This is a genomic window from Bradyrhizobium sp. CCGUVB4N, assembly GCF_024199945.1.
Classification (GTDB): Bacteria; Pseudomonadota; Alphaproteobacteria; order Rhizobiales; family Xanthobacteraceae; genus Bradyrhizobium.
Map to the genome: position 1 here is coordinate 2071560 of NZ_JANADP010000001.1, position 26366 is coordinate 2097925.

The 26366-nt window shown below is 59.8% G+C and carries 22 protein-coding genes and 4 pseudogenes; 20 read left to right on the plus strand and 6 right to left on the minus strand.

Annotated elements, in window-relative coordinates:
• Positions 1-752 precede the first annotated feature (752 nt).
• The 18 genes and pseudogenes from NLM31_RS09305 (at position 753) to hypE (ending at position 18581) form a co-directional block, all read left to right on the plus strand.
• Entirely contained in the window at positions 753-1238 is a 486-nt protein-coding gene (locus NLM31_RS09305) for a hypothetical protein (protein ID WP_254128896.1), read from the plus strand.
• Between the two features lie 1161 nt (positions 1239-2399).
• Positions 2400-3725 (plus strand): DUF3422 family protein, encoded by a 1326-nt coding sequence (locus tag NLM31_RS09310; protein WP_254128897.1) that lies wholly within the window; start codon positions 2400-2402, stop codon positions 3723-3725.
• A 1512-nt stretch (positions 3726-5237) separates the two neighbouring features.
• Positions 5238-6329, plus strand: a complete 1092-nt coding sequence (locus NLM31_RS09315) for a hydrogenase small subunit (protein WP_254128899.1) — start codon at positions 5238-5240, stop codon at positions 6327-6329.
• Between the two features lie 22 nt (positions 6330-6351).
• Positions 6352-8142 (plus strand): nickel-dependent hydrogenase large subunit, encoded by a 1791-nt coding sequence (locus tag NLM31_RS09320; protein ID WP_254128900.1) that lies wholly within the window; start codon positions 6352-6354, stop codon positions 8140-8142.
• Positions 8143-8160: 18 nt separating this feature from the next.
• Positions 8161-8889 (plus strand): annotated as a pseudogene (gene cybH, locus NLM31_RS09325) (Ni/Fe-hydrogenase, b-type cytochrome subunit); the annotation flags it as partial.
• 15 nt (positions 8890-8904) lie between these two features.
• Positions 8905-9486, plus strand: a complete 582-nt coding sequence (locus NLM31_RS09330) for a HyaD/HybD family hydrogenase maturation endopeptidase (protein ID WP_254135277.1) — start codon at positions 8905-8907, stop codon at positions 9484-9486.
• A gap of 30 nt (positions 9487-9516) precedes the next feature.
• Positions 9517-9804 (plus strand): annotated as a pseudogene (locus tag NLM31_RS09335) (HypC/HybG/HupF family hydrogenase formation chaperone); the annotation flags it as partial.
• 279 nt (positions 9805-10083) lie between these two features.
• Positions 10084-10419 carry a hydrogenase accessory protein gene (locus NLM31_RS09340; protein WP_254128901.1) on the plus strand — a complete coding sequence of 112 codons (336 nt, stop codon included), beginning with the start codon at positions 10084-10086 and terminating at the stop codon, positions 10417-10419.
• The gene (locus NLM31_RS09345) at positions 10416-11267 is read left to right on the plus strand and encodes a hydrogenase expression/formation protein (protein WP_254192090.1); all 852 of its coding nucleotides are present in this window, start codon (positions 10416-10418) and stop codon (positions 11265-11267) included. Before NLM31_RS09340 ends, NLM31_RS09345 begins: the two co-directional genes overlap by 4 nt.
• A 55-nt stretch (positions 11268-11322) precedes the next feature.
• A pseudogene (locus NLM31_RS43200) lies at positions 11323-11391 on the plus strand (hypothetical protein); the annotation flags it as partial.
• 68 nt (positions 11392-11459) lie between these two features.
• Positions 11460-11585, plus strand: coding sequence for a hypothetical protein (locus NLM31_RS42980; protein ID WP_256562435.1), 126 nt, complete (start codon positions 11460-11462; stop codon positions 11583-11585).
• A 13-nt stretch (positions 11586-11598) separates the two neighbouring features.
• The gene (locus tag NLM31_RS09355; protein WP_254135278.1) at positions 11599-12678 is read left to right on the plus strand and encodes a hypothetical protein; all 1080 of its coding nucleotides are present in this window, start codon (positions 11599-11601) and stop codon (positions 12676-12678) included.
• Positions 12671-13012, plus strand: a complete 342-nt coding sequence (gene hypA, locus NLM31_RS09360; protein WP_254192091.1) for a hydrogenase maturation nickel metallochaperone HypA — start codon at positions 12671-12673, stop codon at positions 13010-13012. Before NLM31_RS09355 ends, hypA begins: the two co-directional genes overlap by 8 nt.
• Positions 13012-13911: a hydrogenase nickel incorporation protein HypB gene (hypB, locus tag NLM31_RS09365; protein ID WP_254128904.1), complete on the plus strand. Its 900-nt coding sequence runs from the start codon at positions 13012-13014 to the stop codon at positions 13909-13911. The genes hypA and hypB overlap by 1 nt, the downstream gene beginning before the upstream one ends.
• Entirely contained in the window at positions 13908-16157 is a 2250-nt protein-coding gene (gene hypF, locus NLM31_RS09370; RefSeq protein ID WP_254192092.1) for a carbamoyltransferase HypF, read from the plus strand. Before hypB ends, hypF begins: the two co-directional genes overlap by 4 nt.
• Positions 16158-16168: 11 nt before the next feature.
• A complete protein-coding gene (locus NLM31_RS09375; RefSeq protein WP_254192093.1) occupies positions 16169-16405 on the plus strand; it encodes a HypC/HybG/HupF family hydrogenase formation chaperone in 237 nt (78 codons plus the stop codon).
• Positions 16402-17544 carry a hydrogenase formation protein HypD gene (hypD, locus tag NLM31_RS09380; RefSeq protein ID WP_254192094.1) on the plus strand — a complete coding sequence of 381 codons (1143 nt, stop codon included), beginning with the start codon at positions 16402-16404 and terminating at the stop codon, positions 17542-17544. The genes NLM31_RS09375 and hypD overlap by 4 nt, the downstream gene beginning before the upstream one ends.
• Positions 17541-18581 (plus strand): hydrogenase expression/formation protein HypE, encoded by a 1041-nt coding sequence (hypE, locus tag NLM31_RS09385; protein ID WP_254128908.1) that lies wholly within the window; start codon positions 17541-17543, stop codon positions 18579-18581. The genes hypD and hypE overlap by 4 nt, the downstream gene beginning before the upstream one ends.
• Before the next feature lie 1130 nt (positions 18582-19711).
• On the opposite strand, the gene NLM31_RS09390 is transcribed toward hypE, so the two are convergent.
• The 3 genes from NLM31_RS09390 to NLM31_RS09400 all read right to left on the minus strand — a co-directional run bounded on the left by NLM31_RS09390 (position 19712) and on the right by NLM31_RS09400 (position 21758).
• The gene (locus NLM31_RS09390) at positions 19712-20146 is read right to left on the minus strand and encodes a hypothetical protein (RefSeq protein WP_254135279.1); all 435 of its coding nucleotides are present in this window, start codon (positions 20144-20146) and stop codon (positions 19712-19714) included.
• Positions 20147-20841: 695 nt separating this feature from the next.
• Positions 20842-21027 carry a hypothetical protein gene (locus NLM31_RS09395; RefSeq protein WP_254192095.1) on the minus strand — a complete coding sequence of 62 codons (186 nt, stop codon included), beginning with the start codon at positions 21025-21027 and terminating at the stop codon, positions 20842-20844.
• Positions 21028-21074: 47 nt separating this feature from the next.
• Positions 21075-21758 (minus strand): helix-turn-helix domain-containing protein, encoded by a 684-nt coding sequence (locus NLM31_RS09400; RefSeq protein WP_254192096.1) that lies wholly within the window; start codon positions 21756-21758, stop codon positions 21075-21077.
• Between the two features lie 556 nt (positions 21759-22314).
• Here NLM31_RS09400 and NLM31_RS09405 point away from each other — a divergent pair.
• Entirely contained in the window at positions 22315-22590 is a 276-nt protein-coding gene (locus tag NLM31_RS09405; protein WP_254192097.1) for a hypothetical protein, read from the plus strand.
• Between the two features lie 676 nt (positions 22591-23266).
• Here NLM31_RS09405 and NLM31_RS09410 read toward each other — a convergent pair.
• Together NLM31_RS09410 and NLM31_RS09415 are read right to left on the minus strand one after the other, a co-directional pair.
• Complete coding sequence (locus tag NLM31_RS09410; protein WP_309143726.1) at positions 23267-23704, minus strand: DUF1488 domain-containing protein; 438 nt, start codon at positions 23702-23704, stop codon at positions 23267-23269.
• Positions 23705-23794: 90 nt separating this feature from the next.
• Positions 23795-24246: pseudogene (locus NLM31_RS09415) on the minus strand (GSU2403 family nucleotidyltransferase fold protein); the annotation flags it as partial.
• 814 nt (positions 24247-25060) lie between these two features.
• On the opposite strand from NLM31_RS09415, the gene NLM31_RS09420 reads away from it, so the two are divergent.
• Positions 25061-25390, plus strand: coding sequence for a hypothetical protein (locus NLM31_RS09420; protein WP_254192098.1), 330 nt, complete (start codon positions 25061-25063; stop codon positions 25388-25390).
• A 239-nt stretch (positions 25391-25629) separates the two neighbouring features.
• On the opposite strand, the gene NLM31_RS09425 is transcribed toward NLM31_RS09420, so the two are convergent.
• Entirely contained in the window at positions 25630-26277 is a 648-nt protein-coding gene (locus NLM31_RS09425) for a chloramphenicol acetyltransferase (RefSeq protein ID WP_254192099.1), read from the minus strand.
• Positions 26278-26366: the final 89 nt, after the last annotated feature.

Below are 26366 nucleotides of genomic sequence, written 5' to 3' on the forward strand. Positions count from 1 at the left end.
TCGCCCAGTGTTAGGCTACTCAATGCTCTTGGGAGCGAAATGTGGTGCGCCAGAGACGGTATTTGCCGCAAGCCAAGTTGTTTTGCCTCTCGTTGGCCTATTCGCTTTTGCGAGCCAGGCGTTCCGCAACAGGACCTTCCGACATCGAGAGCCATCGAGCGTATCATCTGCGGCTTGTGATCGGTGCCCGCGTGTCATCAGAGGGGGCGCTCCTGCACAGCATCAAGCGCCCTTGTAGTCGAACATGTGGGCTTCACGACGCCTGACCGCCACTGAGAAGCTGGATGACGTGTCGTGATCAAAGCGCTGTACGCACCTGAGTGTCCGCCATAAGCACGAAATGAGATCTCTCTCCCTGGGGGTATAGGTTCGGTAAGTCGCCGCTGACGCAACGATGGCTCATGTAACCATATCCGCTAACTCGATCCTCCCGCACCAAGACGCTGATGTGACGGGCGTCGTACACCTTGATGACAGGATGCTGGAGACTATGAGCCAATACGACCGACGTAGCGGTTGCCCGAATGCGCGGTTTCACATTTTCTCCTTGCTAATTGGCCGTCGCAACTAGGTCGAGGGCGGCTGATGTCTAGCCCCGACCGCGCCAAGCCCACTGTCGATTTCGTGCCTAAGAAAGCAAGCGGTGTGCCGAACTGCGATCGGGGTGAGATCGCGTCCGAGGAGGGCTTGAATCGGACGCAGCGTCAAGTTGTATCTAGCGTACAAAATCGGTTCCAGAAGACATAGCCAAAATGAGACAATCCTCCCTTGTTGCTACAGTATGTACCGTATTCGGCTTGATTGGGGTGAGTGGAGGTGCGCTCGCTGACACAATCGGGCACTACGACTGCACCATAGTCGCAACAGCCCGAGAGCCGGTCGGCGATCGGAATGAACACAACATCGTCAGCTTCCAATATACGTGTCGTGGCGGAGATGGGTTATTCAAGGACGCAATAGTCACAGCAATATCTGTCGTTGAGTGTGATAACGAGAAGGGAACCTATTTGGCTTCTTTCGGTCTTCACCGCTCGCCCGCTGGCTTCGCGGCTGAGCAGCTGTTGGAGGGCATCGCCTACATTGTCATAGAGGACGACAAAGCTGTTGGCGTCGAATCGTACGGTAAGACGTCCTTTAAGTTCGCATCCGGTACCTTGGCAGACCTCCCAGAAGAGACCGTCAAATTCACGGCCACGCCCACCGGATTGGGTCGATTCAAGCTAGAGTTTACGGACTGAATTGCTCGTCAATTGAAGCCGTCGTTGTCCACCTGCAAGTAGCGAGACGTCGCTGGCTTGTCTCTGATTGCTGGCTGGCTGTAGGAGTTATGCGTGTCTGCTCGCGATGCGGGCGGCCTCGCTGACGGTCGTCCGGCGGAGTCACTAACTTGCAGCGTCTCAGCAAGTTGTCGACCCGCACGCGGCTCTGCGCGCATCATATGGAAATGAAGGAGGGCCGGCTCAGATGCACGGCGCTCATATTGCGCGGCCCGCTTAGATATGGACCTGGCCAAGACCTTGGTCAGCTCTTCGACAGATCATTGGGGATATAACAGCTTCAAAGCCTTCAGCCGGTACGTCGACTGCACTGGAAACGCCCGAGCCATGGCTGCCCAGTCGTGCCTCTTGACCCGGCAAGTGAGGCCAAATTCGAACAAGAGGACACGAATTGGCATGCCGCGGCTAGGGGCGCAGGTCTCGGTCGCCGTGGAGCGATACGCGCTCCCGCGCAAATGAGCTGAGATCGAAGCAAGGCCAAGAAGTTGAAAAGTTCCGGTAACCAGCTGCCAAACCTCGCTAGATCGCATTGACAGCGCATAACGCGCGATTGCTCATCTGGCGTATCACATCCGTGCCAGCGCTTGGGCAAGAGCGCCGTTCGGAGGCACGGTACTGGCGCGTCCGGTGACTTGGGGAACCGTGCAGATCCGTTTGTTCGTTACCGCGCGCGTGGCTATCTCACCTGAACGTGCACGACGACAATAATCCACATTGTCGCTAGACGCGGCGGTGGGCTCGAAGCGCTACACGCGGGTCCGTATGTACCCACTGGCCCAAATCCTGCACTGCACAAATGCGGGGCGCCTGAGCTTACGGAATGGAGGCGCATTTGAAACTTGATCAACCCAAACGACGATGCTGTGGTGGCTCCACTGCTGGCGAACAATGGCCGCATTTCGCTGAAAAGGCCGTCCGGCGCAAGGCTGAGGTCATCAACGACTTTAGCAGAAGGCTCAACAAGCTCGTTCCAGATCAATTTGCAGACACTGATCTGGCTTGGACAAGGACCTTCTTAGGAGCCGAAGGCCACCAACCTGCTCTCGATCGCGCGCCCGGGAATGCACTCGCTCGCCGGCGCCGACCATGCCACTCGCGGTGATGCGGGCTTGGGAGATCTCTATGTTCGACCAATTGGATTTAGCATCATTCAAGCTCCACCCTGAGCGTGACGCTGTGCTCGGCGAAGTGCATGCGCGCCCGTTTACCGGTCTCGTTTCACCGCTTGGCATGGTCCGCTTCATATTTCTTGCAAAGGGCGACGATGCCGCAAGCGATCGCCGCCGGTTTATCGAGTTCTGCCGGGCGAATAAGGTCCCACCACCGGAGGCGTCTGCGAAGCATCATCAGATCGGGTTCGGACCGGTGGTGCTGCGCTGGGAGCAGCATTCGGAATTTGCTACTTTCACGTGGATCTGGAGCACTGCGAACAGTCCAGCAACGCGGCAATTCGGCGATGTCCGTGACGGCGTTCGATCACTAATCCGCGCACTATCGCAGACCGGAGAATTGCTGGCCGCGATCAAGTTGGAAGTAGAGCGGGGTGCTTCTCCAATGGAACGCGCCGAGCAGATTTTTGACCAAAGTAGTCTGGCGATGGTCAACGTCAAGGGAGGCGCAGGCGCTGTGGCCTCCGACTTCCGCGCAGACAAAAGAGGTTTTACGAGAATTCTAGTCTACGATCTCGGACTGACGCCGCACGATCTCGGCGCACTGGTACAACGTCTCCTGGAAATCGAGACCTACCGCTCGCTAGCGCTGCTTGGTCTGTCGACCGCGCTGGAGCTTGCGCCGTCGGTCGATCGGATCGATCGCCGTCTCGTCGAAGTGCTCGAGGAGATGCAGGGCGCCGAAGGGCTGAAGGTCAACAACCATCTGCTTGAGGAACTGACCGCATTGGCCGTCTCCTTCGAAAGAGACGTCGCCGGCAGTCTGTTTCGCTTCGGGGCCAGCAGAGCATACAACGAGCTGGTACAATCCCGACTGTCGATCATCGAAGGCGAAGATGTCGTGGGTTATCCGACCTGGTCGTCGTTTCTGGGCCGCCGTATGACGCCCGCGATACGAACCTGTGCGACGATGGAGGAGCGTCAGGCCAACCTATCGGAAAAGTTGGCTCGTGCCGCCGATCTGTTGCGAACGCGCGTCGACGTCGAAATCGAGCAACAGAATCGTGATCTTCTACGTTCGATCAACGAGCGCACGCGACAGCAACTCCGGCTGCAGTCTACGGTGGAGGGGTTGTCAGTCGGGGCCATCGGATACTATGTGGTCAGCCTGTTTGCCTATCTCGCAAAGGGCGCGCAGGACGTCGGACTGCACGTAGAGCCCGCGTCCGTCACCGCGGCCTTCGTGCCGATCGCCGTCGGTGTGATCTGGCTGGTGAGCTACAACATTCGGAAGCGGCACCTCAAGCCCGACGATGCACCGTCCAGGGTTCGCAAATAAGTCTGCCAAAGGCGAGAATCTCGCTGTGCACGCGAGGCTCGGCGATGTGCATGTTTCAATTTCGTGTGGGCGCCCGGCCGCGGCGCGCCTCTGCGTGATCTGCCACCGTGAAGGCTGACTATTCGAGTGTCTTTGTGGATAGGTTGACGCTCTACATTGTCATAGATCCAACGGATCGGCGAGGCAATCAGGCGGCTCGGCGTGGTTCCGTACGAGCACGGGATGTTTGGGGCGCACATCGTGCTTTGTCGGCGTGATGTTCGGTTTGCTACAAAATTGTTCGAGAGTGACCGAGCGCAGCGCATCAATGCGAATGACCGCAAGGGAAGAGCACCCGAACAGAAATGTGCTGCCCAAATGGCCGAAACAGCCCGCTGAGACCGCTTTGATCTTGATGAAGGTCTCGCAATCGGGCGCGAATGGATACAAGTTGACATCAGCTGGATTCACGCTGTTCGAGGATATGAGAAGTTTGCAACAAAATGTAAGCTCGCCTCGGCACGCCACTTGCTTTGTTCCAACCAGCATCACTAGGCCCCCCTGGTGGTGTAGGGGCGGACTCGGCGCTTTTCCAGGTCCAGGCGTCGAGGCCGCCCTGCGATACTTTCGACGGCCCGCCGTCGGGAAACGATATCAAAGGGTATGTCGGGATCCCTACCGCTGCGGTCACGTTCGGCCGTACTTCTGAGCCCGTCTTGTCATCATGCTGTACGAACCCGAAATCCGGCGCATGGCGGGATCAACGTTGCCAAGAGCCGGGACCGTGCGAGCGGCACGGGCTTGTCGGCCTTTGCGATCTCTTGGGAGAGGTCCGCTTCGCGCGATGGACTCGATCGTAGAATCTGAATCTTCCAGCCGAGGAATTCCATCGGAGGAATAAGCGAGATTGGGCTCTCTACGAAGTCGGAAAGCGGCGTAGCTGCGACTTGCGTTGCGGCTAGTGTGCCGAATCGCTCACGGGCCAATGGAAGACGCATGTGCCGGATACGATCGGCGTCCAATATTCCACTCGCATCCCACACATAATATGGCCCGTGCGACAATCGTGCAGCGCTCCGCACGCTCGCGGGATGGCGCCGATTATAACAACTTGAAGAGCATAGATCCAACCAGCTTGTATGGCCCTAGATCTGTCTGCGCACCGCGATCATGGTCGATGCCAGAGGCCGGGCCAATTCGGTTAAGATGCTAGATTCTGAATGGCCGAATGATCGGGGCCTCTGAAATGCGCCTCGCCGCCGGAGCCGTTCAATTGTGCCTCGCACCTCATCACGCCGAGCGCCAATGGCACCGGCAAGGCCGCCTTTGCCAAAGATGGACACTGGAGAAAGTCTGCGTCTCAGGCTCACAGCGAAGCGCAAGGTTAGTCATCTAGGTGGCGCGGTTGGTGCAGTCATCCAGCAAGGCCGCTCGTAAGCGCCAGATCCGAGATGAGGGCGCTCACGCAGTAAGGTTGGCCCGCTTCTTGCTGCCCGTGCGTCCATCGATGCGTCAAAGAAGACGAGAGGGTTCATGGAGGGGGCGACGGAAACATTCTATAGCGTAATCAGGCGACAGGGCATCACGCGCCGAAGCTTTCATAAATTCTGCAGCCTGATGGCGGCGAGCCTCGGGCTTGCGCCGCTGGGGGCGAGCCGCATTGCAACCGCGCTCGAAACAGAGCCACGAATGCCGGTGATTTGGATGCATGGGCTCGAATGCACCTGCTGCTCTGAGAGCTTCATCCGTTCCGCTCATCCCTTGGTGAAGGATGCCGTGCTGTCGATGATCTCGCTCGACTATGACGACACCATTATGGCGGCAGCCGGACATCAGGCCGAAGCGATCCTCCAAGAGACCCGCGCCAAGTACAGGGGCCGGTATGTGCTCGCGGTCGAAGGCAATCCGCCCCTGAACGAGGGCGGCATGTTCTGCATCGACGGCGGCAAGCCTTTCGTCGAGAAACTGAAGATGATGGCCGAGGACGCGATGGCCGTCATCGCCTGGGGCACGTGCGCCTCCTGGGGCTGCGTTCAGGCGGCCAGGCCCAATCCGACGCGGGCAACGCCCATCGACAAGGTCATAACCAACAAGCCGGTCATCAAGGTGCCGGGATGTCCACCGATCGCCGAGGTCATGACCGGTATCGTCACCTTCATTATCACCTTCGGCAAATTGCCCGAGCTCGATCGCCAGGGCCGGCCCAAGATGTTCTATTCGCAGCGCATCCACGACAAATGCTACCGGAGGTCGCATTTCGATGCAGGCCAATTCGTCGAGGAATGGGACGACGAGGCGGCGCGCAAAGGATATTGCCTGTATAAGATCGGCTGCAAGGGACCAACTACCTACAACGCCTGTTCGACGGTGCGCTGGAACGGTGGCATCTCCTTCCCGATCCAGTCCGGCCACGGCTGCATCGGCTGCTCGGAAGACGGGTTCTGGGACAAGGGCTCGTTCTACGACCGCCTCACCAGCATCAAGCAGTTCGACATCGAGAAGAATGCCGACCAGATTGGCATGGCGGTAGTGGGCGCCGTGGGAGCTGCGGTCGGCGCGCATGCCGCGGTGACGGCAGTAAAGTGGCTCGCCAGCAAGCGCGAAGACGCAAACCAAGATCACTAGTCGATTTGAGGGACCGCAAGCGATGGGCATCCGGACACCCAACGGGTTCAAGCTCGACGATTCCGGCAGGCGCATCATTGTTGATCCGCTGACCCGGATCGAAGGTCACATGCGGGTCGAGGTCAATGTCGACTCCGACAACGTGATCCGCAATGCAGTCTCCACCGGCACGATGTGGCGGGGCATAGAGACCATCTTGAGGGGCCGCGATCCGCGCGACGCCTGGGCCTTCACCGAGCGGATCTGCGGCGTCTGTACCGGAACGCATGCGCTCACTTCAGTGCGCGGTGTCGAGAATGCGCTCGGTATCACCATTCCGGAGAACGCCAACTCGATCCGCAACATGATGCAGCTGTGCCTTCTGGTGCATGACCATCTCGTGCACTTCTATCACCTGCATGCGCTCGACTGGGTCGACGTAATCTCGGCACTCAAGGCTGATCCGAAGGCGACATCGGCGCTGGCGCAGTCGGCCTCGTCCTGGCCGTTGTCTTCGCCCGGCTATTTCAAGGATCTCCAGATCAGGCTGACGAAGTTCGTCGCATCCGGCCAGCTTGGACCGTTCAAGAACGGTTATTGGGGCCATGCCGCCTACAAGCTGCCCTCCGAAGCGAACCTGATGGTGGTCGCGCATTATCTGGAAGCGCTCGATTTCCAGAAGGATATCGTCAAGATCCATGCCATCTACGGCGGCAAGAACCCGCATCCGAACTGGCTGGTCGGCGGCGTGCCCTGTGCAATCAATGTCGACAGCACCGGCGCGGTTGGCGCCGTCAACATGGAGCGGCTCAACCTCGTCTCCTCCGTCATCAATCGCTGCATCGAGTTCGCCGAAAAGGTCTATTTGCCCGACATCGTTACGATTGGCTCGTTCTACAAGGACTGGCTCTATGGCGGCGGCCTCTCGGGCAAGAGTGTGATGGCCTATGGCGACATCCCGGAGACGGCTAACGACTATTCGGCCGGTAATTTGAAGCTGCCGCGCGGCGTGATCATTAACGGCAACCTCAATGAAGTGCTGCCAATCGATCATGCGGACCCCGAGCAGATCCAGGAGTTCGTCACCCACTCCTGGTACAAATATGCCGATGAGTCTAAGGGCCTGCATCCCTGGGAAGGCGTTACCGAGCCGAACTATGTGCTCGGTCCCAATGCTAAGGGCACCAAGACCGACATCAAGGAGCTCGACGAGGGTGGTAAGTATTCCTGGATCAAGGCGCCGCGCTGGCGCGGCAATGCGGTGGAGGTTGGACCACTCGCCCGTTACATCATCGGCTATGCGCAGAACAAGCCCGAGTTCAAGGAGCCGACAGAAAGGCTGCTCAGGACGCTCGGCCTGCCCCTCATCGCGCTGTTCTCCACACTCGGCCGTACCGCGGCGCGGGCGCTGGAATGCCAATGGGCGGCGCACCAGATGCGCCACTTCCAAGACAAGGTGGTCGCGCGCATCAAAGCCGGTGACTCCTCGACCGCGAATGTCGACAAATGGAAGCCGCATAGCTGGCCGCAGGAAGCAAAAGGCTACGGGTTCACCGAGGCCCCGCGCGGCGCGCTCGCGCACTGGATCAAGATCAAAGAAGCTAAAATCGACAACTACCAGTGCGTGGTGCCCACCACCTGGAACGGCTCGCCGCGGGATCCCAAGGGCAATATCGGCGCCTTTGAAGCTTCGTTGATGGATACGCCCATGGCGGATCTGCAACAGCCGCTGGAGATCCTGCGCACCATCCACTCCTTCGATCCGTGCCTAGCGTGTTCGACGCATGTGATGTCGCCGGACGGCCAGGAAATGGCGATGGTTAAGGTTAGTTAATGAGGAAGGAACGCCCTGATGAGTGCAGTTGCGCCCCCGGCGGAAACTGAGCCGGACCTTGACGCGACCGATGCCGCCGGTAAGCAGGCCATTGCCGGGCCCGTGTATATCTACGAAGCGCCGGTGCGCATCTGCCACTGGGTGAGCGCGTTTTCGATTTTCCTGTTGGCGGTCACCGGCTATCTGATCGGAACGCCGCTGCCGTCGTTCGCGGGCGAAGCGTCCGACAACTTCGTGATGGGCTATATCCGCTTTGCCCATTTTGCGGCAGGACAGGTGCTCGCAGTGTCCTTTCTCACCCGCATCCTATGGGCCTTCGCCGGCAACTACCATTCCCGGCAGATATTCTACGTTCCCGTGTATCGTAGACAGTTCTGGAAGGACGTCTTGCACGAGGTCCGCTGCTATGCCTTCCTAGAGCGCAAGCCGAAGATGTATCTCGGCCATAATCCGCTGGCGCAGACCGCGATGTTCACGTGCTTCACGTCGGGCGTGGCCTTCATGATTGTCACGGGATTGGCCCTCTATTCGGAAGGCACCGGGTACGACAGCTGGCAGCACAAGCTGTTCGGCTGGGTGTTTGCAATCTGGCCGAACAGCCAGGATGTGCGCACTTGGCACCATCTGGGCATGTGGATGCTGATCATATTCTTGATGCTGCACGTCTATGCCGTCATTCGCGAAGATATCATGTCGCGCCGGAGCATTATCTCCTCGATGATCTCCGGTGTACGTCAGTACCGAGACCCGCCGAGCAGGTCGGTGCCGACATGTTTACAGCCAACGCGCATCCTGGTGCTCGGTATCGGCAACATTCTTTGGGCAGACGAAGGGTTTGGGGTGCGGGCGGTGGAAGAATTCCATCGCCGATACGCGGTACCCGATAACGTCACCATCCTGGATGGGGGTACGCAGGGGCTCCAACTTGTGAACTATCTTCGGGAAGCTGACAGCCTGATCGTATTCGACGCGGTCGATTATGGCCTGGAGCCTGGACAGTTGAAGGTCGTGCGTGACGGAGATGTGCCGCGCTTCACCGGCGTTAGGAAGATGAGCCTGCATCATACCGGTTTGCAGGAGGTTATCAGTGCAACTGATCTGCTCGGACATTGCCCAAAACACCTCGTGCTGGTCGGTTGTCAGCCACTCGACCTCGAGGACTGGGGCGGGTCCCTGACACAGGCGGTGCGCAATCAGATCGATCCTGCGGTTGAACTTGCCAGCTCAATCCTAGCTGAATGGGGCGTGAAGGTAACGGCCCGCATTGCACCATTGCAGGAATCCGAGTGGTTGCTCGCCAACGGCATCGATCACCTGCATTACGAGATGAGAGCGTGGACCTGAACGGTCAGCGAGCTGTCGGAGACATCGCAGATGTGTCTTGGTTTGCCCATGACGATTATCGAAACCGACGGCATCTCGGCGCTTTGCGAGTTTCGAGGCGTACGGCGGCGCGTCTCGGTGCTTTTGCTCTCCAGTCCGCCTGTCCATGCCAAGGTGCTGGTCCATCTCGAAACAGCGGTTCGGCGTCTAGAGGATCAAGAAGCGCGGCTGATTGCCGATGCGATTGAAGGCATCGGCGCGGCGCTCAACGGCGAGGCTTGCGATCGCTTCTTCTGCGACCTGATCGACCGCGAGCCGATACTGCCCGAGCATCTCCGGCTCGATCTGGCCAATGGCCATCTTCGGCACTCCAATACGAACGATACGACAAGTGCCGGGCTCAGGGAAACTGCTGCGAAGCCGGAAGACGAGCCTCAGGTTCAAAGAGATGACTGTGATCCGGTCTCAGCAGCGGACTTTTCCGCATGAGAAAATATCTGAAACGGTCAGAATCGGAAGAACTATGCAGCGGGAACGCCTGATGTGCTGCCACATGGCCGGTCCGAGGTCGATTTTACTTGCCTCGATCGCTCTCCAGCCGCGTCCGATGAGGCAGGAGTGGTGACCGTGTTGTTGTCGGCGGGCGATCCCGAAAGACTTGCGGAGGCGACCGAGGCTGCCGTCGTTCCGCCCGAGCTGATCAATGAGTGTATTGGGCGGCTGCGTGGCGCGGTGATCGCACGCAAGGCCGAGGATGACCTCGCTCAGGGCTCTTTAATGCGAGTACAGCCGATGGTGATGTGGCTCGCCAAGGCGCAAACACTTGGGCTGATCGCAAGAACAATTAAGGCTTGGTCGATCCATGTCGACCATATCTCCAAGCCGATCGGCCGACTGCACCGAGGGGCCGCCGCAGTCGTCTCGTACCATAAATCGCTGGGTGTCGGACTATGAAGGCGGCCCACTGGTCAGAGGCTGAAGACGCGGAGCAGCGAGTCTACCGCGAGCAGGGCTTGGACGCAGCTGGCGGCATCCTGACGGCAGCGGGCGCTTTGGCGAAGCTTGCGTCGCTCGATAGTGCGGAGCTGGCCAGGAACTGCCCGAGGGCGGTCGAGCTATTGTCGAAGCTCGCTATCACTATCGCCAGCCGAGAGGTCGCCGCCTCGACGCGACTGTTCAGGCTCGGCAATCTCGACGACCTTGAACGCAAGCTGATTGCCGATGTGCTCGGCGAAGGCGAAGTGGCCGGCCTCATCGCGCTGCCGGATGGATCGCTCGCGCAAATCCAGGAATCGGTGTTGGCCGGAATCTGGCGCGTGCGGCTCGAGACGGATGAGGCATCGGAATATCTCGAGGTCGGCGCCATCCCGGAAATCGTGAAGCGCGCGGCCTCCGATTTCACGACAGCAGATTTCGAGATCGGGCAGGTGCCGGACGGATCCATGAACGTGCTGCCGGTGCTTGCCGAAATCCGAGAGCGTGCGCTGGCTTGGCGCCCGGGCATGCTCTCGCAGATCGTCAATTTCACGCGGCTGCCGATGAGTCCAGTCGACATGAGCTTCCTCCATGAGACGATCCGGAATGGGCCGGTCCAACTCGTCTCGCGCGGCTACGGCACATGTCGCATGTTAGCGACCGGAATCCGCAATGTCTGGTCGGTGCAGTTCTTCAATGCGATGGACACCATCATCCTCGACACGCTCGAGATCGGCGGCGTGCCGAAGGTCGCACTCGCGGCCGACGAGGATTTCGAGGATTCCGCCGAGCGGATGCGCGAAATCATCGTGGCCTATTTCAAATGAAGGGTTTCGAGTATTTTGACGTGCGCCAGCATCTTACCGACGGCACGCGGCTGGAATGCGGCATCCGGTCTATGATGTCGCAGATGGCGAGGCGCAGGTCGCGCCTAACACACGGATCGGTTCGTCGCCGGAGGACTGGCACTGTCCGAATTGCGACGCCTCGAGATCCAACTTCCCGGCGATGGAATGGGGATGGGCAAGGCGCATATCCAGCTCAGCGCGGCCAATACCGTTGTGTGGGGCGAACGGTCGGCCGGCGCTTATCGCAAGATCGGCGATCGCGCGATGCGGCGGTCGGTTCCCGCCTCTTCATTGTGACGGAGCGGCATCCATGAGCCCGGCCTTCCTCAACGAGATCGACATCACGGTCTGGCGCGCCGGCCGCACCATCGAGGACGTTGCAATCGTACCGCGCGGCCGACCGTCCTTGACGCGCCTGTTTGCGGGAAAGCCGGTCGCGTCGTTGCTGTCTGTCCTGCCGCGCCTATTCTCGGTGTGCTCGGCAGCCCATCAGGCGGCATTCCTGTCGGCGGTCGAGGCTGCGCACGGCAAAGCATCCTCTGCCGAGACATTGCAGCGCCGCGTCACGGCCGTGATTGCCGAGCGTCTGACCGAGCTGGTGCGGGGGCTGTTCGTAGGTTGGCGCACGCTGGACCGCCGGAGTGCCGCCGTGGCTCGTGCCGCGATGCTCGCCACGACCGTGCTCAGCAGCGGCGAGGGTTCGTCACGGGGCCGGGCCGTGTCGCAGATCTGGACGTCGCTTAACGCGCTAGGCATCACGGGCGAAGAGCTGGCACCGGCGCCGGGTAGCGCACTGGCCACGCATCTTGCGAGCCTCAACGGCAACGCGCTGTCGCTTTCGGTGGTCGAGCAGTCATTCTTGTCAGCGGCCGACGATCTTGACGTCGTCATGCGGATGGTGGCAGACGGCCCAGCCTTTTCCGGTGCGCCCGACCTTAACGGCCGCATTCCGGAGACCGGCGTCTGGGCGCGCCGGATCGGGCGTGAGTCGACCGTTCCGCGGGACGCCGGCCCTGCCGAGCGCCTGAACGCGCGGATCACTGAGATTGCCCGGCTTTGCGCCTGGCTTGAAGGCAGGACTCAAGTGCTGGAAAATGGCATCATCGAGGGCTATCGCCTCGGTGCCGGCAAAGGTGCGGCCGCTGTCGAATGCGCGCGCGGCCGGCTTTACCATGCCATTGTGCTCGACAACGACGATTGCATCGTCCGTTTCGAATTCCTAGCCCCGACAGAATGGAACTTCCATGCGCGCGGACCGCTGGTCCGCAGGCTGCGAGGCTCCCTGCCGGCGGACGGGCGGCAGGGCCAGGACGCGGTCCAAAACCTCGTCAGCTCGTTCGATCCATGCGTCGGCTTCACGCTCAGCTTCCGCGAGGTCGGTCATGCATGAAATGGCGCTATGCGAAGGGATCATCGGGATCGTCGAGGAGGAAGCGCGCAAGCACTCGTTCTCCAGGGTGAAGGTGGTATTCCTTGAGATCGGAGCGCACAGTCATGCTGCGCCGGAGGCGATGACGTTCTGCTTCGAGGCGGTCGCCGCGCGGACCATTGCGCGAGGCGCGAGGCTCGAAATTGTCAAGACGCCCGCAATAGCTTGGTGCGTGGCCTGCTCGACGAGCATCGAGATCAGGCACCGTTATGGACCGTGTCCCCTCTGCGGCAGTCATCGATTGCAGGTGACCGGCGGGGAAGAAATGCGCGTCAAGGAACTGGAGGTCGACTAATGTGTACGGTTTGCGGCTGCGGTGACAGAAAGTGGGTCGTCGAGCATGCACGTGATTATCATCATGATCACGGTGGACGGCATCATCACCCTCATGGACCTGGCCACGATCGCCATCACCATCATCATGGTGGCGCCCATATTGAGGAGCATGGCGACGTCGGGCTGCTCGATTGCGGTGCGAATCCGGCTGGCCGCCGGATCTCCGGCATGAGCCGCGATCGTACCATCCAGGTCGAACGCGACATCCTCGGCAAGAACGAAAAGCTCGCCGGCGACAACCGCGCACGCTTCCGTGCTGATGGTGTGCTCGCGTTCAACTTGGTCTCGAGCCCCGGCGCAGGCAAGACCTCGCTGTTAGTTCGCGCCGTCCTTGAACTGAAACACAGCTTTCCGATCGGCGTGATCGAGGGCGACCAGCAGACGTGCAACGACGCCGAGCGGATCCGCGCGACCGGCGTGCCGGCCATCCAGATCAACACCGGCAAGGGCTGCCATCTCGATGCCGCGATGGTGGGCGCGGCCTATGACCGGCTGCCTGGCCTGAACAGCGGCGTTCTTTTTATCGAGAATGTCGGCAATCTCGTCTGTCCTGCGGGATTCGATCTCGGCGAAGCCTGCAAGATCGTGGTGTTCTCGACCGCCGAGGGCGAAGACAAGCCGCTCAAATATCCCGACATGTTCGCTGCCTCGTCCCTGATGCTGATCAACAAGATCGATCTTCTCCCCGTGCTCGGTTTCGATCTCGCCAGGACTATCGAATTCGCGCGGCGAGTTAACCCCCGGATCGAGGTGCTGACGGTGTCGGCGCGCACTGGTGAAGGATTGGCGGCATTCTATGCCTGGATCCGCAAGCAATCGGAGAAGATGAAGCCGGTCGATATGGTCACCGCGGGATGATCGTGCGCGGTGAGACCACGGCTCAGAATGGAAAGCGGCTACGCCTGCATGTGCGCGGCGCCGTGCAGGGCGTCGGGTTTCGACCCTATGTCTATGGCCTCGCTGCGCGCTATCGCCTCGGCGGCTTCGTCGCTAACGATCCGCACGGCGTTGTGATCGAAGTCGAGGGCGAGCGCATGTCCGATTTCGTCGCTGCACTGCCGCTTGAAAAGCCGCCGCTCGCGCGGATTGACGGGATTTCCATCCAGGGCATCGCTGCCGTCTTGAGCGACGAATTCTGCATTCGCGCCAGCGGACAGGGCAAGGTTTCGACGCGGATCGTCGCGGACGCCGCGACCTGTCCGCAGTGTCTGAGCGAGCTGTTCGATCCGAGCAGCCGCTTCCATCTTTATCCCTTCGTCAACTGCACCCATTGCGGCCCGCGCTTTACCATCGCCGAGCAGCTGCCCTATGATCGCTCCGCCACGGCGATGAAGCGCTTCGCCATGTGCGCGGCGTGCGCGAACGACTATGCCGATCCCACAAGCCGGCGATTCCATGCCGAGACGATCGCCTGTCCGCAGTGTGGCCCGAGGCTCAGCCATAGTGCGGGCGAGATCGCGGCTACGATCGCCGCGGGCAAGATCGTCGCGATCAAGGGGCTCGGCGGCTATCAGCTCATCTGCGACGCGCGCGACGATAGTGTCGTGCAGTGCCTGCGTCGGCGAAAACAGCGGGACCAGAAGCCTTTTGCCGTGATGGTGGGGTCGGTTGACGCGGTTTCGGAGATCGCCGAGGCCAACATGGCTGAACTTGCCCTGCTGGAATCCTCGCCTCGGCCGATCGTGTTGTTGATGTCACGCCAACGGCTTGCATCCGCGATCGCACCGGAGCTGTCGCGCATCGGCGTCATGTTGCCGGTCGCTCCGCTACATCACCTGGTGTTCCATGAACTGAATTCGAGCCATCCGCGGACGGACAAAAACTGGGTGATCGTCGTAACCAGCGCCAATCCCGGCGGCGAGCCGCTTTTGATCGACAATCGGGAGGCGGAGCAGCGCCTTGGCGCGATTGCGGATCTTATCGTCACCCATGATCGCGCCATCGTGACACGCGTCGACGATTCGGTCGCGTCGGTCGTGGCGGGACGGATGCGGTTCATTCGTCGGGCGAGGGGCTATGTTCCCGAGCCGGTCCGGCTTGCGCGGTCGCTGCCTCCCGTGCTCGCCGTCGGCGGCGCCTTGAAATCAACGGTCACGGTCACGCGTGGCAACGAGGCCTTCGTATCCCAGCACATCGGCGATCTCGATACCGTAGAAGGCATCCGCTTCTTCGAGGAAACTGTGCGACACCTGATCGCGACACTGGATGTCGAACCGGTCGTCATTGCGCATGACCTGCATCCCAACATGGCATCGACCCGCTTCGCCGAGGCGAGCAGCCAGCGGCTGATCGCTGTTCAGCATCACCATGCTCATGCTGCCTCGGTCATGGCGGAGCACGGTATCGAGGGATCTACGCTCGCGCTCGTGCTCGATGGCTTCGGCTATGGCAGCGATGGCGGCAATTGGGGCGGCGAAATTCTGCTCTGTGAAGGAGCGCGCTTCCAGCGGATCGGACATCTGGCGCCGCTCAAGATGCCGGGCGGAGAGCGCGCTGCGCGCGAGCCATGGCGAATGGCGGCGAGCGTGCTGCATTCCCTGGGGCGTGGCGAGGCGATCCCGCGCCGGTTCGCGAGCCGGCCGCAGGCCGGACGCCTCTGCGCGTTGCTCGACCAATCCGACGTGCCCGTGACGACCAGCGCCGGCCGGCTGTTCGATGCGGCGGCGGGACTGCTTGGTCTCTCCTCCGTCCAGAGCTACGAGGGCGAGGCCGCGCTGAAGCTGGAGGCGCGCGTGCGCGGCTCCCGTGTCGCAGACGATGGGTGGGTCATCGAAGACGGCGTGCTGTCAATGCATCCGCTGCTCGATTGCCTGAGCGCCGATGCGCTCGATCCGACCGAAGGAGCCGAACTCTTCCATGGCACCTTTGCCGCCGCTTGCGTTGACTGGATCGCGCGTGCGGCGCAGCAGACAGGCCTCACGAGCGTGACTTTAAGTGGCGGCTGCTTCCTCAATGCCATCCTCGCTGAAGAGATCGAGCGCGGCTGCCTCGCCGTCGGTCTCAGACCGCAGCTTCCGTGCCAGGTGCCACCCAACGACGGTGGCCTGAGCCTCGGGCAGGCCTGGATCGCGGCCCTGCTTCTCCTCGAACACCAAGGCTCATAAGGAATCGCCTGATGTGTCTCGCCATACCCGCTAAGGTCATGACGCTTCTCACTGAGGATATGGCCGTGGTTTCCATCGATGGCGTCAGCAAGGAGATATCCGTAGCGCTGATCGAGGATATCGCCATCGGCGACTACGTGATCATCCACGTCGGCTACGCTCTAGCCAAGATCGATCCGCAGGAGGCGAGGCGCACGCTCGAGCTCTTACGCGAGCTCAGCATCGAAGGGCAGCGAGCCTCGCAATGAAATATGCCGACGAATTTCGCGACAAGGTCACCGCGCTGGGGCTGGCAAAGACGATCCACGCCGCGGTCGATCCGGAAAGATCCTATCGCTTCATGGAATTCTGCGGCGGCCATACGCACGTGATCTCGCGCTATGGCCTTGAGGACATCCTGCCGAGCAATGTGCGGATGATCCACGGCCCCGGCTGCCCGGTCTGCGTGCTGCCGGCCGGGCGAGTCGATATGGCGATCCGGCTCGCCGAGCGGCCCGATGTCATCCTGTGCGTCTATGGCGACCTGATGCGTGTGCCGGCTTCGCAAGGTACTTCGCTGCTCAAAGCAAAGGCCGGCGGTGCCGATATCCGCATGGTCTATTCCACCATCGATACGATCCGGATCGCAGAGGAGAGCCCCGCCCGCGAGGTCGTGTTCTTCGCCATCGGCTTTGAGACCACGGCGCCGCCGACGGCCGTCATGGTACGTCTGGCCGAAAAAAAGCAGCTTTCGAATTTCAGCGTATTCTGCAACCACGTGCTGACGCCGCCGGCGATGCAGAACATTCTGGAGAGCCCCGACATCGGCAATATCGGCCATGTCGAGATCGACGGTCTCGTCGGGCCGGGCCATGTCTCGACCATCATCGGCACGGCGCCTTATGAGTTTGTCGCGGAGGAGTTCGGCAAGCCGGTCGTGATCGCCGGTTTCGAGCCACTCGACATGATGCAGGCTATCCTGATGCTGGTCCGGCAAGTCAACGAGCATCGCCACGAAGTGGAAAACCAGTATCGCCGCGCGGTGACCCGCGACGGCAATCCGCGTGCCAAAGACGAGATTTCTGACATTTTCGAGCTGCGAGATCGATTCGAATGGCGTGGTCTCGGTGAAATCCCCTACAGCGGACTGAAGCTGAAGCGCGCTCACGGCATACACGACGCAGAGCTGCGCTTGGACATGCGCGAGCTAAGCGTTGCGGACAATCGGGCCTGTGAGTGCGGCGCCATCTTGCGCGGGGTAAAGAAGCCGGTGGATTGCAGGCTTTTCGGGACCGTCTGCACGCCAGAAATGCCGGTGGGGTCCTGCATGGTCTCCTCAGAAGGCGCCTGCGCCGCGCATTGGACCTATCGCCGCTTCCGGGATCAACAGCAAAGGGGAGCGTCATGAGAGGCCATCAACGCAAGCTCGACATCCGGAATGGCTGCATCGACCTGTCTCACGGCTCCGGCGGCCGTGCGACGGCGCAGCTGATTTCGGGGCTGTTCCACGAGGCCTTCGGCAATGAATGGCTGGCGCGCGGCAATGATCAGTCGGCCTTCGACGTCGGCGCCGGTCGCATGGTGATGACGAGCGATAGCTACGTCGTCTCGCCATTGTTCTTCCCGGGCGGGAATATCGGTTCGTTGGCCGTGCACGGCACGGTCAACGACATCGCAATGGCCGGGGCGAGGCCGCTTTACCTGTCAGCGAGCTTCATCATCGAGGAGGGGTTTCCCTTCTGCGACCTCAAGAGAATCGCCGATTCCATGGGCGAAGCGGCGCGATTGGCCGGCGTCCACATCATCACGGGCGACACCAAGGTGGTCGAGCGCGGCAAGGCCGACGGTCTCTTCATCTCGACAGCCGGCGTCGGTATGGTACCCGACGGGCTCAATCTCTCCGCAGAGAACGCGTGCGTCGGAGACCGCGTTTTGATCTCGGGCACGCTCGGTGATCATGGCATCGCCATCATGTCCATGCGGCAGAACATCGCCTTCGAAACCGAGATCGCGTCCGATTCGGCGGCGCTGCACGATCTCGTCCAGAAGATGGTTCAGGCCGGAGCCCACGGCATTCGCCTGATGCGTGACCCCACCCGCGGCGGGCTTGCCGCGACCCTGAACGAGATCGCCCAGCAATCCGACCTCGGCTTCCGCTTGCAGGAAGAGGAAATCCCGGTGAAACCGGGCGTGGCGGCGGCCTGCGCGCTCCTGGGACTCGATCCGCTTCATGTCGCCAATGAAGGCAAGCTGGTTGCGATCGTGTCGCCCGATGTCGCCAATGCCGTACTCGCTGCTATGCAGGCGCATCCGCTCGGCTGCGATGCCGCCGACATCGGCGAGGCGATCGCCGACGTCCGTCATTTCGTACAGATGATCACCCGTTTTGGCGGCGGCAGCATCGTCGACTGGCTATCGGGCGAACAACTGCCGCGGATCTGCTGAGGATGAGGCATGCAGGATAGGACTATGGGACGCGGCATGGACTCGGTCGGGTGCGGCACGAAAGCATCTTGGCGGCGGCCCTTTACCACTAACATGATTGCAAATACCACAATGAGAAGCAGAAGCTTACGCATTCGACGAAGTTATTCCGGAACTTGTATCGCAATTGTGAAGCTCATCCATCATGAGCTGAAGGGGACTAAATAATATTGTGGCGCACAAAAGGACTCGGTGGCTCGTTGAACAGCTCCTAAGTTAGCGATTTCTTTGCTCACGCCGCAAGTCGCCTAGCCATCCGCAGATCGCGCTGGAAAACTGTGCTTGAGCCCGCAAACAGCAGGATTATTGCGTCGAATTCGAATAATTATTGTGGTTTCAGGCCGTCACCGGACACTTTGCCATCGAGGGCTGTATGATGGAGAGCCATGACCTTGTTTCCGCTAGCCTACTGGCGCTGACTGCGACGGGCCTCGCGCTGCTCTGCTCGAGCCTGCTCGCCTTCGCCTTCATTTGAAGTCAACTTAGTGTTCGCGCCTCGCGGCTTAAGGTTGGCCCGGCAACGATGGCCAACTCTCAGAATCAAGAAAGCGCAAATTGGATCCACGGCGAACCGCGCGATCTCTGCCGGCGAGGATTTGCGCAGTCGCAGGGCTTCTTTTCATGGCCTGTGTCGCCTGCACGAACCCACCGGTGCTCTCGTAGGCCGCATGCTGGAATCGGGCGCTTCTGACGAGATCGACGATAGTCTTGCCGGTGAATAGATGCGGACAGGGACATTCTCGATCGTGTGGTGTTCGAGGCCCATGTCGAACACTTTGGGTCCAAAGCGGATGATTTCAATTCTGGGACCCTCGATCGGCCGCCATTCACGCGCCTTCAGGAAGGCTTCCAGGACATCCTCGTCCGACGCGGGTGCCAAACCGAACGCGGTCTCCCTTGGATACGCACAAAGCCCGTCCAAAAACTTCCTGAGTGTGCAGCTCTCAACCAATTCCCTCAAGGTGCCGGTCGATAGATCTCGACCCGCGGGCCAAATCCGCCCGTCGATAGGCGTACCCCGGCTTCAAATGCCTTTTAAGTTCCTCGCGTGGCGGGCCGCGCGCTTCAGCAAGACGTTCGGCCCCGGCCGCTCATCGCCCGCGCCATGGACGAGGGTCCGCTCCTCCGAGAGACTGCCCCGCGGCTTCCAATGCAAGCCTTACAGCCGTTGAATCCGGGCTGGAGCGGGACAGTCCGCGCTGCCGCCGAGAGTCTAGTCGCGATCGCCCCTTAGCAATACCTTGCGGACGTGGGCTAGCGAGGCATTGCAGCGGCAACCTCAGGCGTGGGCCGATCTCTGCAAAGCCAGCTTTGAAGTACAATGCCAAGCTGGAGTTGCGGCTCCACATCGGCTGCCTGGGCGCCGCCAATTCAAGTTGACCCCAGGCCTTTACCCTCCCCAGGCCTACGGCAGCCTCAATGAGACGCATCGCAACCCCTGACGATCGCTGGTCCGGCACGACGTAGAGTTCGGTGATCGTAGCGTACCTTCCGCGCGCGAAAAGAGCCGCGCTTTCCGACAACATGATGACGCCGACCGGGCGATCCTCGGCAAAAGCTAGGAACCCATGGATACGCTCTTCAATAGCAAGGAGTTCGGCGACAAGCTGGGTATCTGGTCCGGCTTGTACCTGGCCGCCCCCAAGTTCGGCGGCTAGCGCAGCAACCATGTGGGTCACTGTTGGGGCGTCATCGACAGACACTTCGCGCGTCGTTACCATAGTGATCCTCCTCCGAGCTCAAGCGACATGGCATCCGATCAAGCGGCAGCATCGCGGCCAGCGTGGTCACCAGCGCGACGGCAAACGATGTTCCACGCGCCACTCGACTGTCGAAGGCCAGCGCAGCAAACAGCAGTGTCGCGCCTTGAGCGAAGTTCAGGACACCGGAAGGCCTTGTAAATCAGCAAAAACTGACGGTGATCAGCAAGTGTATTCCCCCGGAAAGCAGCGCGAGAGCTATTAACCGACATCGTTGTCCAGTGGCTAAATCCTCTCAGACAATCTTCGAATGCGCGAGTCCAAGACGAACTCTTTTTGATAGGGCGAAGATAACCAGACCTTTGTATTTTCCCAGGAGACGTATTGATCCTTGCTCGCCGCGCACCTGCTTTGGGACTCCGCCGCCTGATGCGCCCGCCGCGCGCCACCCGTCGTAAGTTTCGTTCATTGCTTCTTCTCACCTTAGCTGACGAGGCGGCCTGCCTCATTCATCGTCCAGTTCACCAGCGGTCTTCCAAATTTGAATCCACTCGTTTTAGATCGGCCACCGATAGGCCGGTGTAAGGCGATATTGCTTCTTGAACGCGCACCGCCTGTCGAATTTGTTCAACTGTCGCTGGGAGGCGCTCGGCGAGCTCAGGCTCGGCGATCAACTGTCGCAACTGAAGTCCGCGCTGGACACGCAAGCGCAAAATTCTCCTGCCACAATGCCAATCTCCAATTCCAATTGTAGCTAGTTGTGCAAGTCGATGCGTGCAAGCAATCCTCGGTCCAGGATCGCGATTTCGCGTTGAGTACTGCCGATGAACTCAAGAATGCCTGCCTTGTGCAGCTGAGACACCGCGCGCGATACCGTTTCGAGCGTCAAGCCAAGGTAATCAGCGATATCGCGGCGGGACATCGGCAGCGAGATTTTGCCGGCGGCGGTCAGACGCTCGTCCATTTCCAACAAAAACGCAGCAACCTTCTCAAGTGACGTTTTGCGTCCCAGTAGCAACATGTGGTCTTCTGCGTGCTGTAGGTTGCTAGTCGTCAGACCAAGTAGGTCGCGCGACACGAGGGTATCTTTCTCGGCCACCAGCTCGAGGCTTTGTCGTTTCATCAGGCGAAGAGTGGTCTCAACAACGGCTTCAGTTGTAAAGCGGTGCGTTCCACCGTTTTCGAGCCCGAAAATGTCGCCAACCAAATGAAATGCACCGATCTGACGGCGACCATCGGAGAGCAGTTTGTAACTCCGCACCGCACCTCGTGTTACGAGATAGACGTACTTGGCGGGTTCCTTTTCACCGTAGATTTCTTTCCCTTTTTTGTACGTGTATTCGCCTAGATTGACGATCGGGTTTGAGCTGCTCGCCAAGCGGAAGTGTTTGAGCGAGTTTGGACGAGACGTTTGATCTGTCGTGATGCGAACAAACATCGGCATACTCCTAGATCAAATCCCAACTCGAACAAAAACTGTTGCGAGATAGAGTGCAGTGGTCGCCGGCGCGTCTAGCAGCGTTCAGCGACTCTAATGACGACATTAGTCTCCACAAGAATGGCAAGGCCGTCAACCTCGCGTTTTGAACCGAGCCAGACACAATCTGACGATAATGGATTGGTGGTTAGTAGCTTGCCGCCTGGCATTGACTCCAAGCCCCACGGACGGTCGTGAGATCTGGCAAAAAAGGCTACACCAACGATTTCCGGCGTCCTGAATCTGCTTAAGGGTGAAATGCGTCGCCGCTCTGCAATAACTCGCCGTATCTCGACTTAACCGGAGTTTCGGTCCTGTGAATGCGCGCGAAGCATCGTTGAGGTGCATCAACAGAAGATTTGGTCGGCGATGCTACCGAGTTCGTCTTCAAATGATGGAGGCTGAAACGCAATTTCGTGTACGATCAATTCGCCGTGTGGCCGTTCTTGGCTTGATACCGATCTCTGCAGAGGCCGCTTCAGAGTGTCCGGTCACCGGCGTCCAGTCGAGTTAGGGTGTGAATTCAAGCGGCTACTTCAGTGTCTCGGCGTTCGGCAAGTGGCACATGGCTATTGCCGCTCAAGGTGGACGCAGTGATTGCCGCTTCCACCATCTCGCAAAAGCCCGCACATGGGACGCTAAAGCTGATGTATCGACATACACTTACACGGCCAAGGCAGGTTACAAGGGCAGCGATGCGTTTGCAGTCAGCTTTACGGGAAAAGGGGCCCTCGGGTTCTGGAAAGTCAGTAATCACAATGAACGCGACAGTTCAGTGACACGTGTGCCGTAGTCGGCTTGGTGATGGGCCTGCGGGCCGGGCCTAACGTCGGGAGTGCCCTTGCTCCCGGAGTTGCTCAAAGGCTGGCGATGAAGCAAGAGCACTGCCGTCTGCACATTCTCTGCCGATCAAGATTCGGCGGGCAGGAAAGATGTTCCGGTCAAGATCGCATCGCCCATTGGCGAAAGACGCGGATTCCTGACCTCGCGGTCACTGCCCAAGCCCCGAGTTGCCCTAATCAGTAAGGGAGGCAGCGAAACATGCTCCCCATGAACGCCGTGATCGAAGCCGCACACACACCTGTGCTCAGTATCACGCGCGCGACGTCACCGTCATCGCCCGGGCCAAGTCACTCGTCCTCAATCTGTGCCACGTAGTTGGCGTTATTCCAGGCTACGAACAGTGTTGACGTCCCGATGGATGTAGCGTCCGCGTCAATTTGGTTGGGTACCCGCCTTGAACATATCGATGCAAAGGCTGGCGATAGGATCGAGGGCGTCCACCGTCGCATGCTGACGCAGAATGCGGACCGTTCGCGCTGATCGAGCGATTTCATGAGTTCGTGCTGTGCTGTGGCGGCCGGTGCTGGCGCGCGCGGGCAACTGGTCACCGGCCAGGTCGGTGGAGAGAGCATATCGTGGTCGATCGGCGTCAAGCGCGGAATTGGCCGGTAGAAGCGAACGACGATCTACTTCCGCTTAGGAGTTGCCGGGCGCTTGGCGGTCTCTCGGGGTTTGTTCGCCGGAACGTCTTGGGAGAAGCGCTCGACGTCGGACGTCTTGACCAAGACCGCTCCAGGTTCCTCAATGGGAGCGGACAGATATTTCGCGCGTGCGATCGCCTCTATCCTCGGCCTATTGTTGTTAAGGAAAGCTTCCAGTCGACCTTCTTTTCCAAGTCCGTCACTGCCGAAATGATCGTCCAAGGCCTCGCGGCTGATCACGCAGTTGACTCGACTGCCGAGCGCTTTGCCGGCAAAGGTCACGATGTCGCGGCTGAGGTCGTAGCGAGCAGGAGAATTGTCGAAGGACAACTCGATTCCGGGAAGGGTTAAGCGGGGCATACCAATCGCAACGAGCACTGCATCTCGGACGGAAGCCTCAAGCAAACCCAATCCTTCGAGCATGAGCTGACGCCATTTGGGACCGCGCTCATAGGCCTCCTCCCAAGCAAACTTCAGGTCATGTGGACGCTTCTCTGCAAGTGCTGCAAAAAGTACCTCGGCTTGTTGCAAGTCCTTGTCGTGTTTTGCAAATCCCTCAGGGCGTCGACGCGAAATGATCAACTTGTGGACGGCGTATCGGACAGGCGCCGGCACACGTAAATGCCTGCACCATGCAGGACGACTGCCGGCTCGGGATTGCGGATCAGGAAATCGAGGAAATGCAATGGTTGGGCATCTGTTTGAAGAGCAGGCAGCTTTTTTGGACGTCCCGTTTCCGTGTGATCATCAGGTGTGAGAAAATCAACCCGTAAACCGCCAGTGGCCGAATAGCTTGTCGCCCGACGACCATCGACGACATTGGATACGGGGCGAAAGCTCTTGTTGATCTGTTTGAGGACGTCCAGCACGGGAGTGGTGCGGTCGCCGACTGAGACGGAGACGTTGGTGAATTGGGCGATGTCCATGGTAATCGTGCCGGCAGACGGCAAGCGGAGGCCAAGCATCGCGGCGTAGGTCTGGCAATAGTCCCGACAAGTACGCCGCGAAGACGAAAGACGCCAGCGCGAGCGAAAGCTGCAATGATCTCGCCGATCTCGGTGACAGGACGAGGTAGGCCCAGCGAGCGGACAACGGTGGAGACAAGCGCTCGACGCTCGCGCTCGTCTTCGCGAATTTCCTTGTGGCGCTCGATTTTTTCCAACAGTTCGGGCGTCTCGGGTCCGACATAGCGTTGGGACCGCTCGGCGCCCGTGCCGGTTTGAAAATACCAGTACTTTCGCTGCTTGACAGTCTTGGAGGTAAATGCGCCGTCTTCCGCGAACGCTTCCTGGAAGGCGGCGTTGGCAGTGCGCTCGAGAAGCTCGGCATAGGTCGTCTGGGAAACCAAGGAAGGGGCCGGCATAGGTCGTTTCCAGATTTATACTCACTTTGCAAGGTGAGTATAAACCCCGTTAACCCGGCTCCAAGGGGTAGAATCGGGCGCGCCAGCCCCATCATTGGAATGCTTGTCCTATCTCGTCTGCCTTTTGTTCCATGCCTGCCTCTATCGCGCTCTTGTCCGCATACCGCGGCAACAGCGAACAGGCGAGCCTTGCCAGGCGGCGGCGGGAGTGGGCGGTTCGTGGCCACGACCCAAACCCGCCAATTCCTGGTCGATCCGGACGTCCGTTTTGTGATGGAGTTGCTGGACTACGCTCAGTTCCGTTCGTTGATGAGGCGCTGAAGAGCCATTCTCCGTTCACAAAAGACAGGCTGGTAGGCGCGCTAGAGGTTTACTGGTAAGGCGACAAGGTCGCCGAAGGTACGTCGAAGCCGTTGATGCAGCCGGAGGGCCGGGCGGTCCGCTCGGCGTTCGACGGCTTTCTGAAGTGGCTGGAGCGTATTGAGGTCCTGATCGGCAACGATGTCATCAGCGTCGGCGGCTTTGGCGAGCTGTTTTCCTACGGGTTGGTGTTGCTCACCGAGATACCCGGAAACGAAGACAAGATAGTTCACCTCGGAGATGCGGAGCGGCAGGCGGTTTGGGATTATATCCGGGGATACGAGTACAACTTGATTGTGCGGCTGTTTGCTCGCTACGGCCGTGCCGGCCCGGTCGGCATCAAGAGCTTCAAACCCCGGCCGGCGACGGCGAGCACCGTCAAATAGGCTCACCGTTCACGGGGGCGCAAGTTGGCTTTCAGTTTCTGGGTCCGCCTCGTTTACCCGAATGTAGTCGGTTCGTTGTCTGATAGGGTTTCGGCAGAAGTGTCTCAGTGTTGAACGAGCACGATTGGTGTGAAGCTGACGTGCAGGCCATCTAGGCCAAGCATTCTGACAACGGCAGTTCTGTAATAATCTCAATGCGCCAAAAGCGCTGAATATGTCAGAACGGGCCTTAAAAAAAACTACGGCATTTCGAGACTCGCAAGCTCGCCCGCTTCGTATTTACTCAAAAAATCTTCAATCGCCAGCTTGCGGAAATCCGGCAGCGCAGCGTGCAGACTTTTGTGATCCCAGTCCCACCACGCAAGCCTGGCGAGCCGCCCGGCGATATCGTCCGAGAACCGCCGCCTGACGGTGCGAGCCGGATTGCCTGCGACGATTGTGTAGACCGGCACATCCTTGGTAACGATTGCACCGCCCGCAACCACGGCACCAGTGCCGATGTTGCGGCCTGGAAGTCCGATTGCGCCGTGACCGATCCAGACGTCGTGACCGATCTGCACCTGATGCTGTCTCCGCCAATCGAAGAATTCTGCCTCGTCACTCTCGTTCGGAAAATAGGCGCTTGCCCGATAGGTGAAATGCGACTGGCTCGCTCGGTGCATCGGATGGTTGCCGGGGTTGATTCGGGTCATTGCCGCAATTGAGCATAATTTTCCTATGCTTGTGTAGGTGATCTGGGAATCGTTTTCGACGTAGGAATAATTGCCCATCGTCGCTTCTCGCGGGATCGTACGCGCGCCGACCTCACAGTATGCGCCGAGTTCTGTATCGTGCAGCTGCGCAGCCGGATGGACGGTCGGTTGGACTGAGAGGGGTTTGGCGGCCATGGTGGCTCTGCAAATTAAGAGGTAGGCACTCGTCTCGAATGGATTGACACTGGTGAGCCGCAGCATCGCCGGACGGCAGGCTCGGCGCC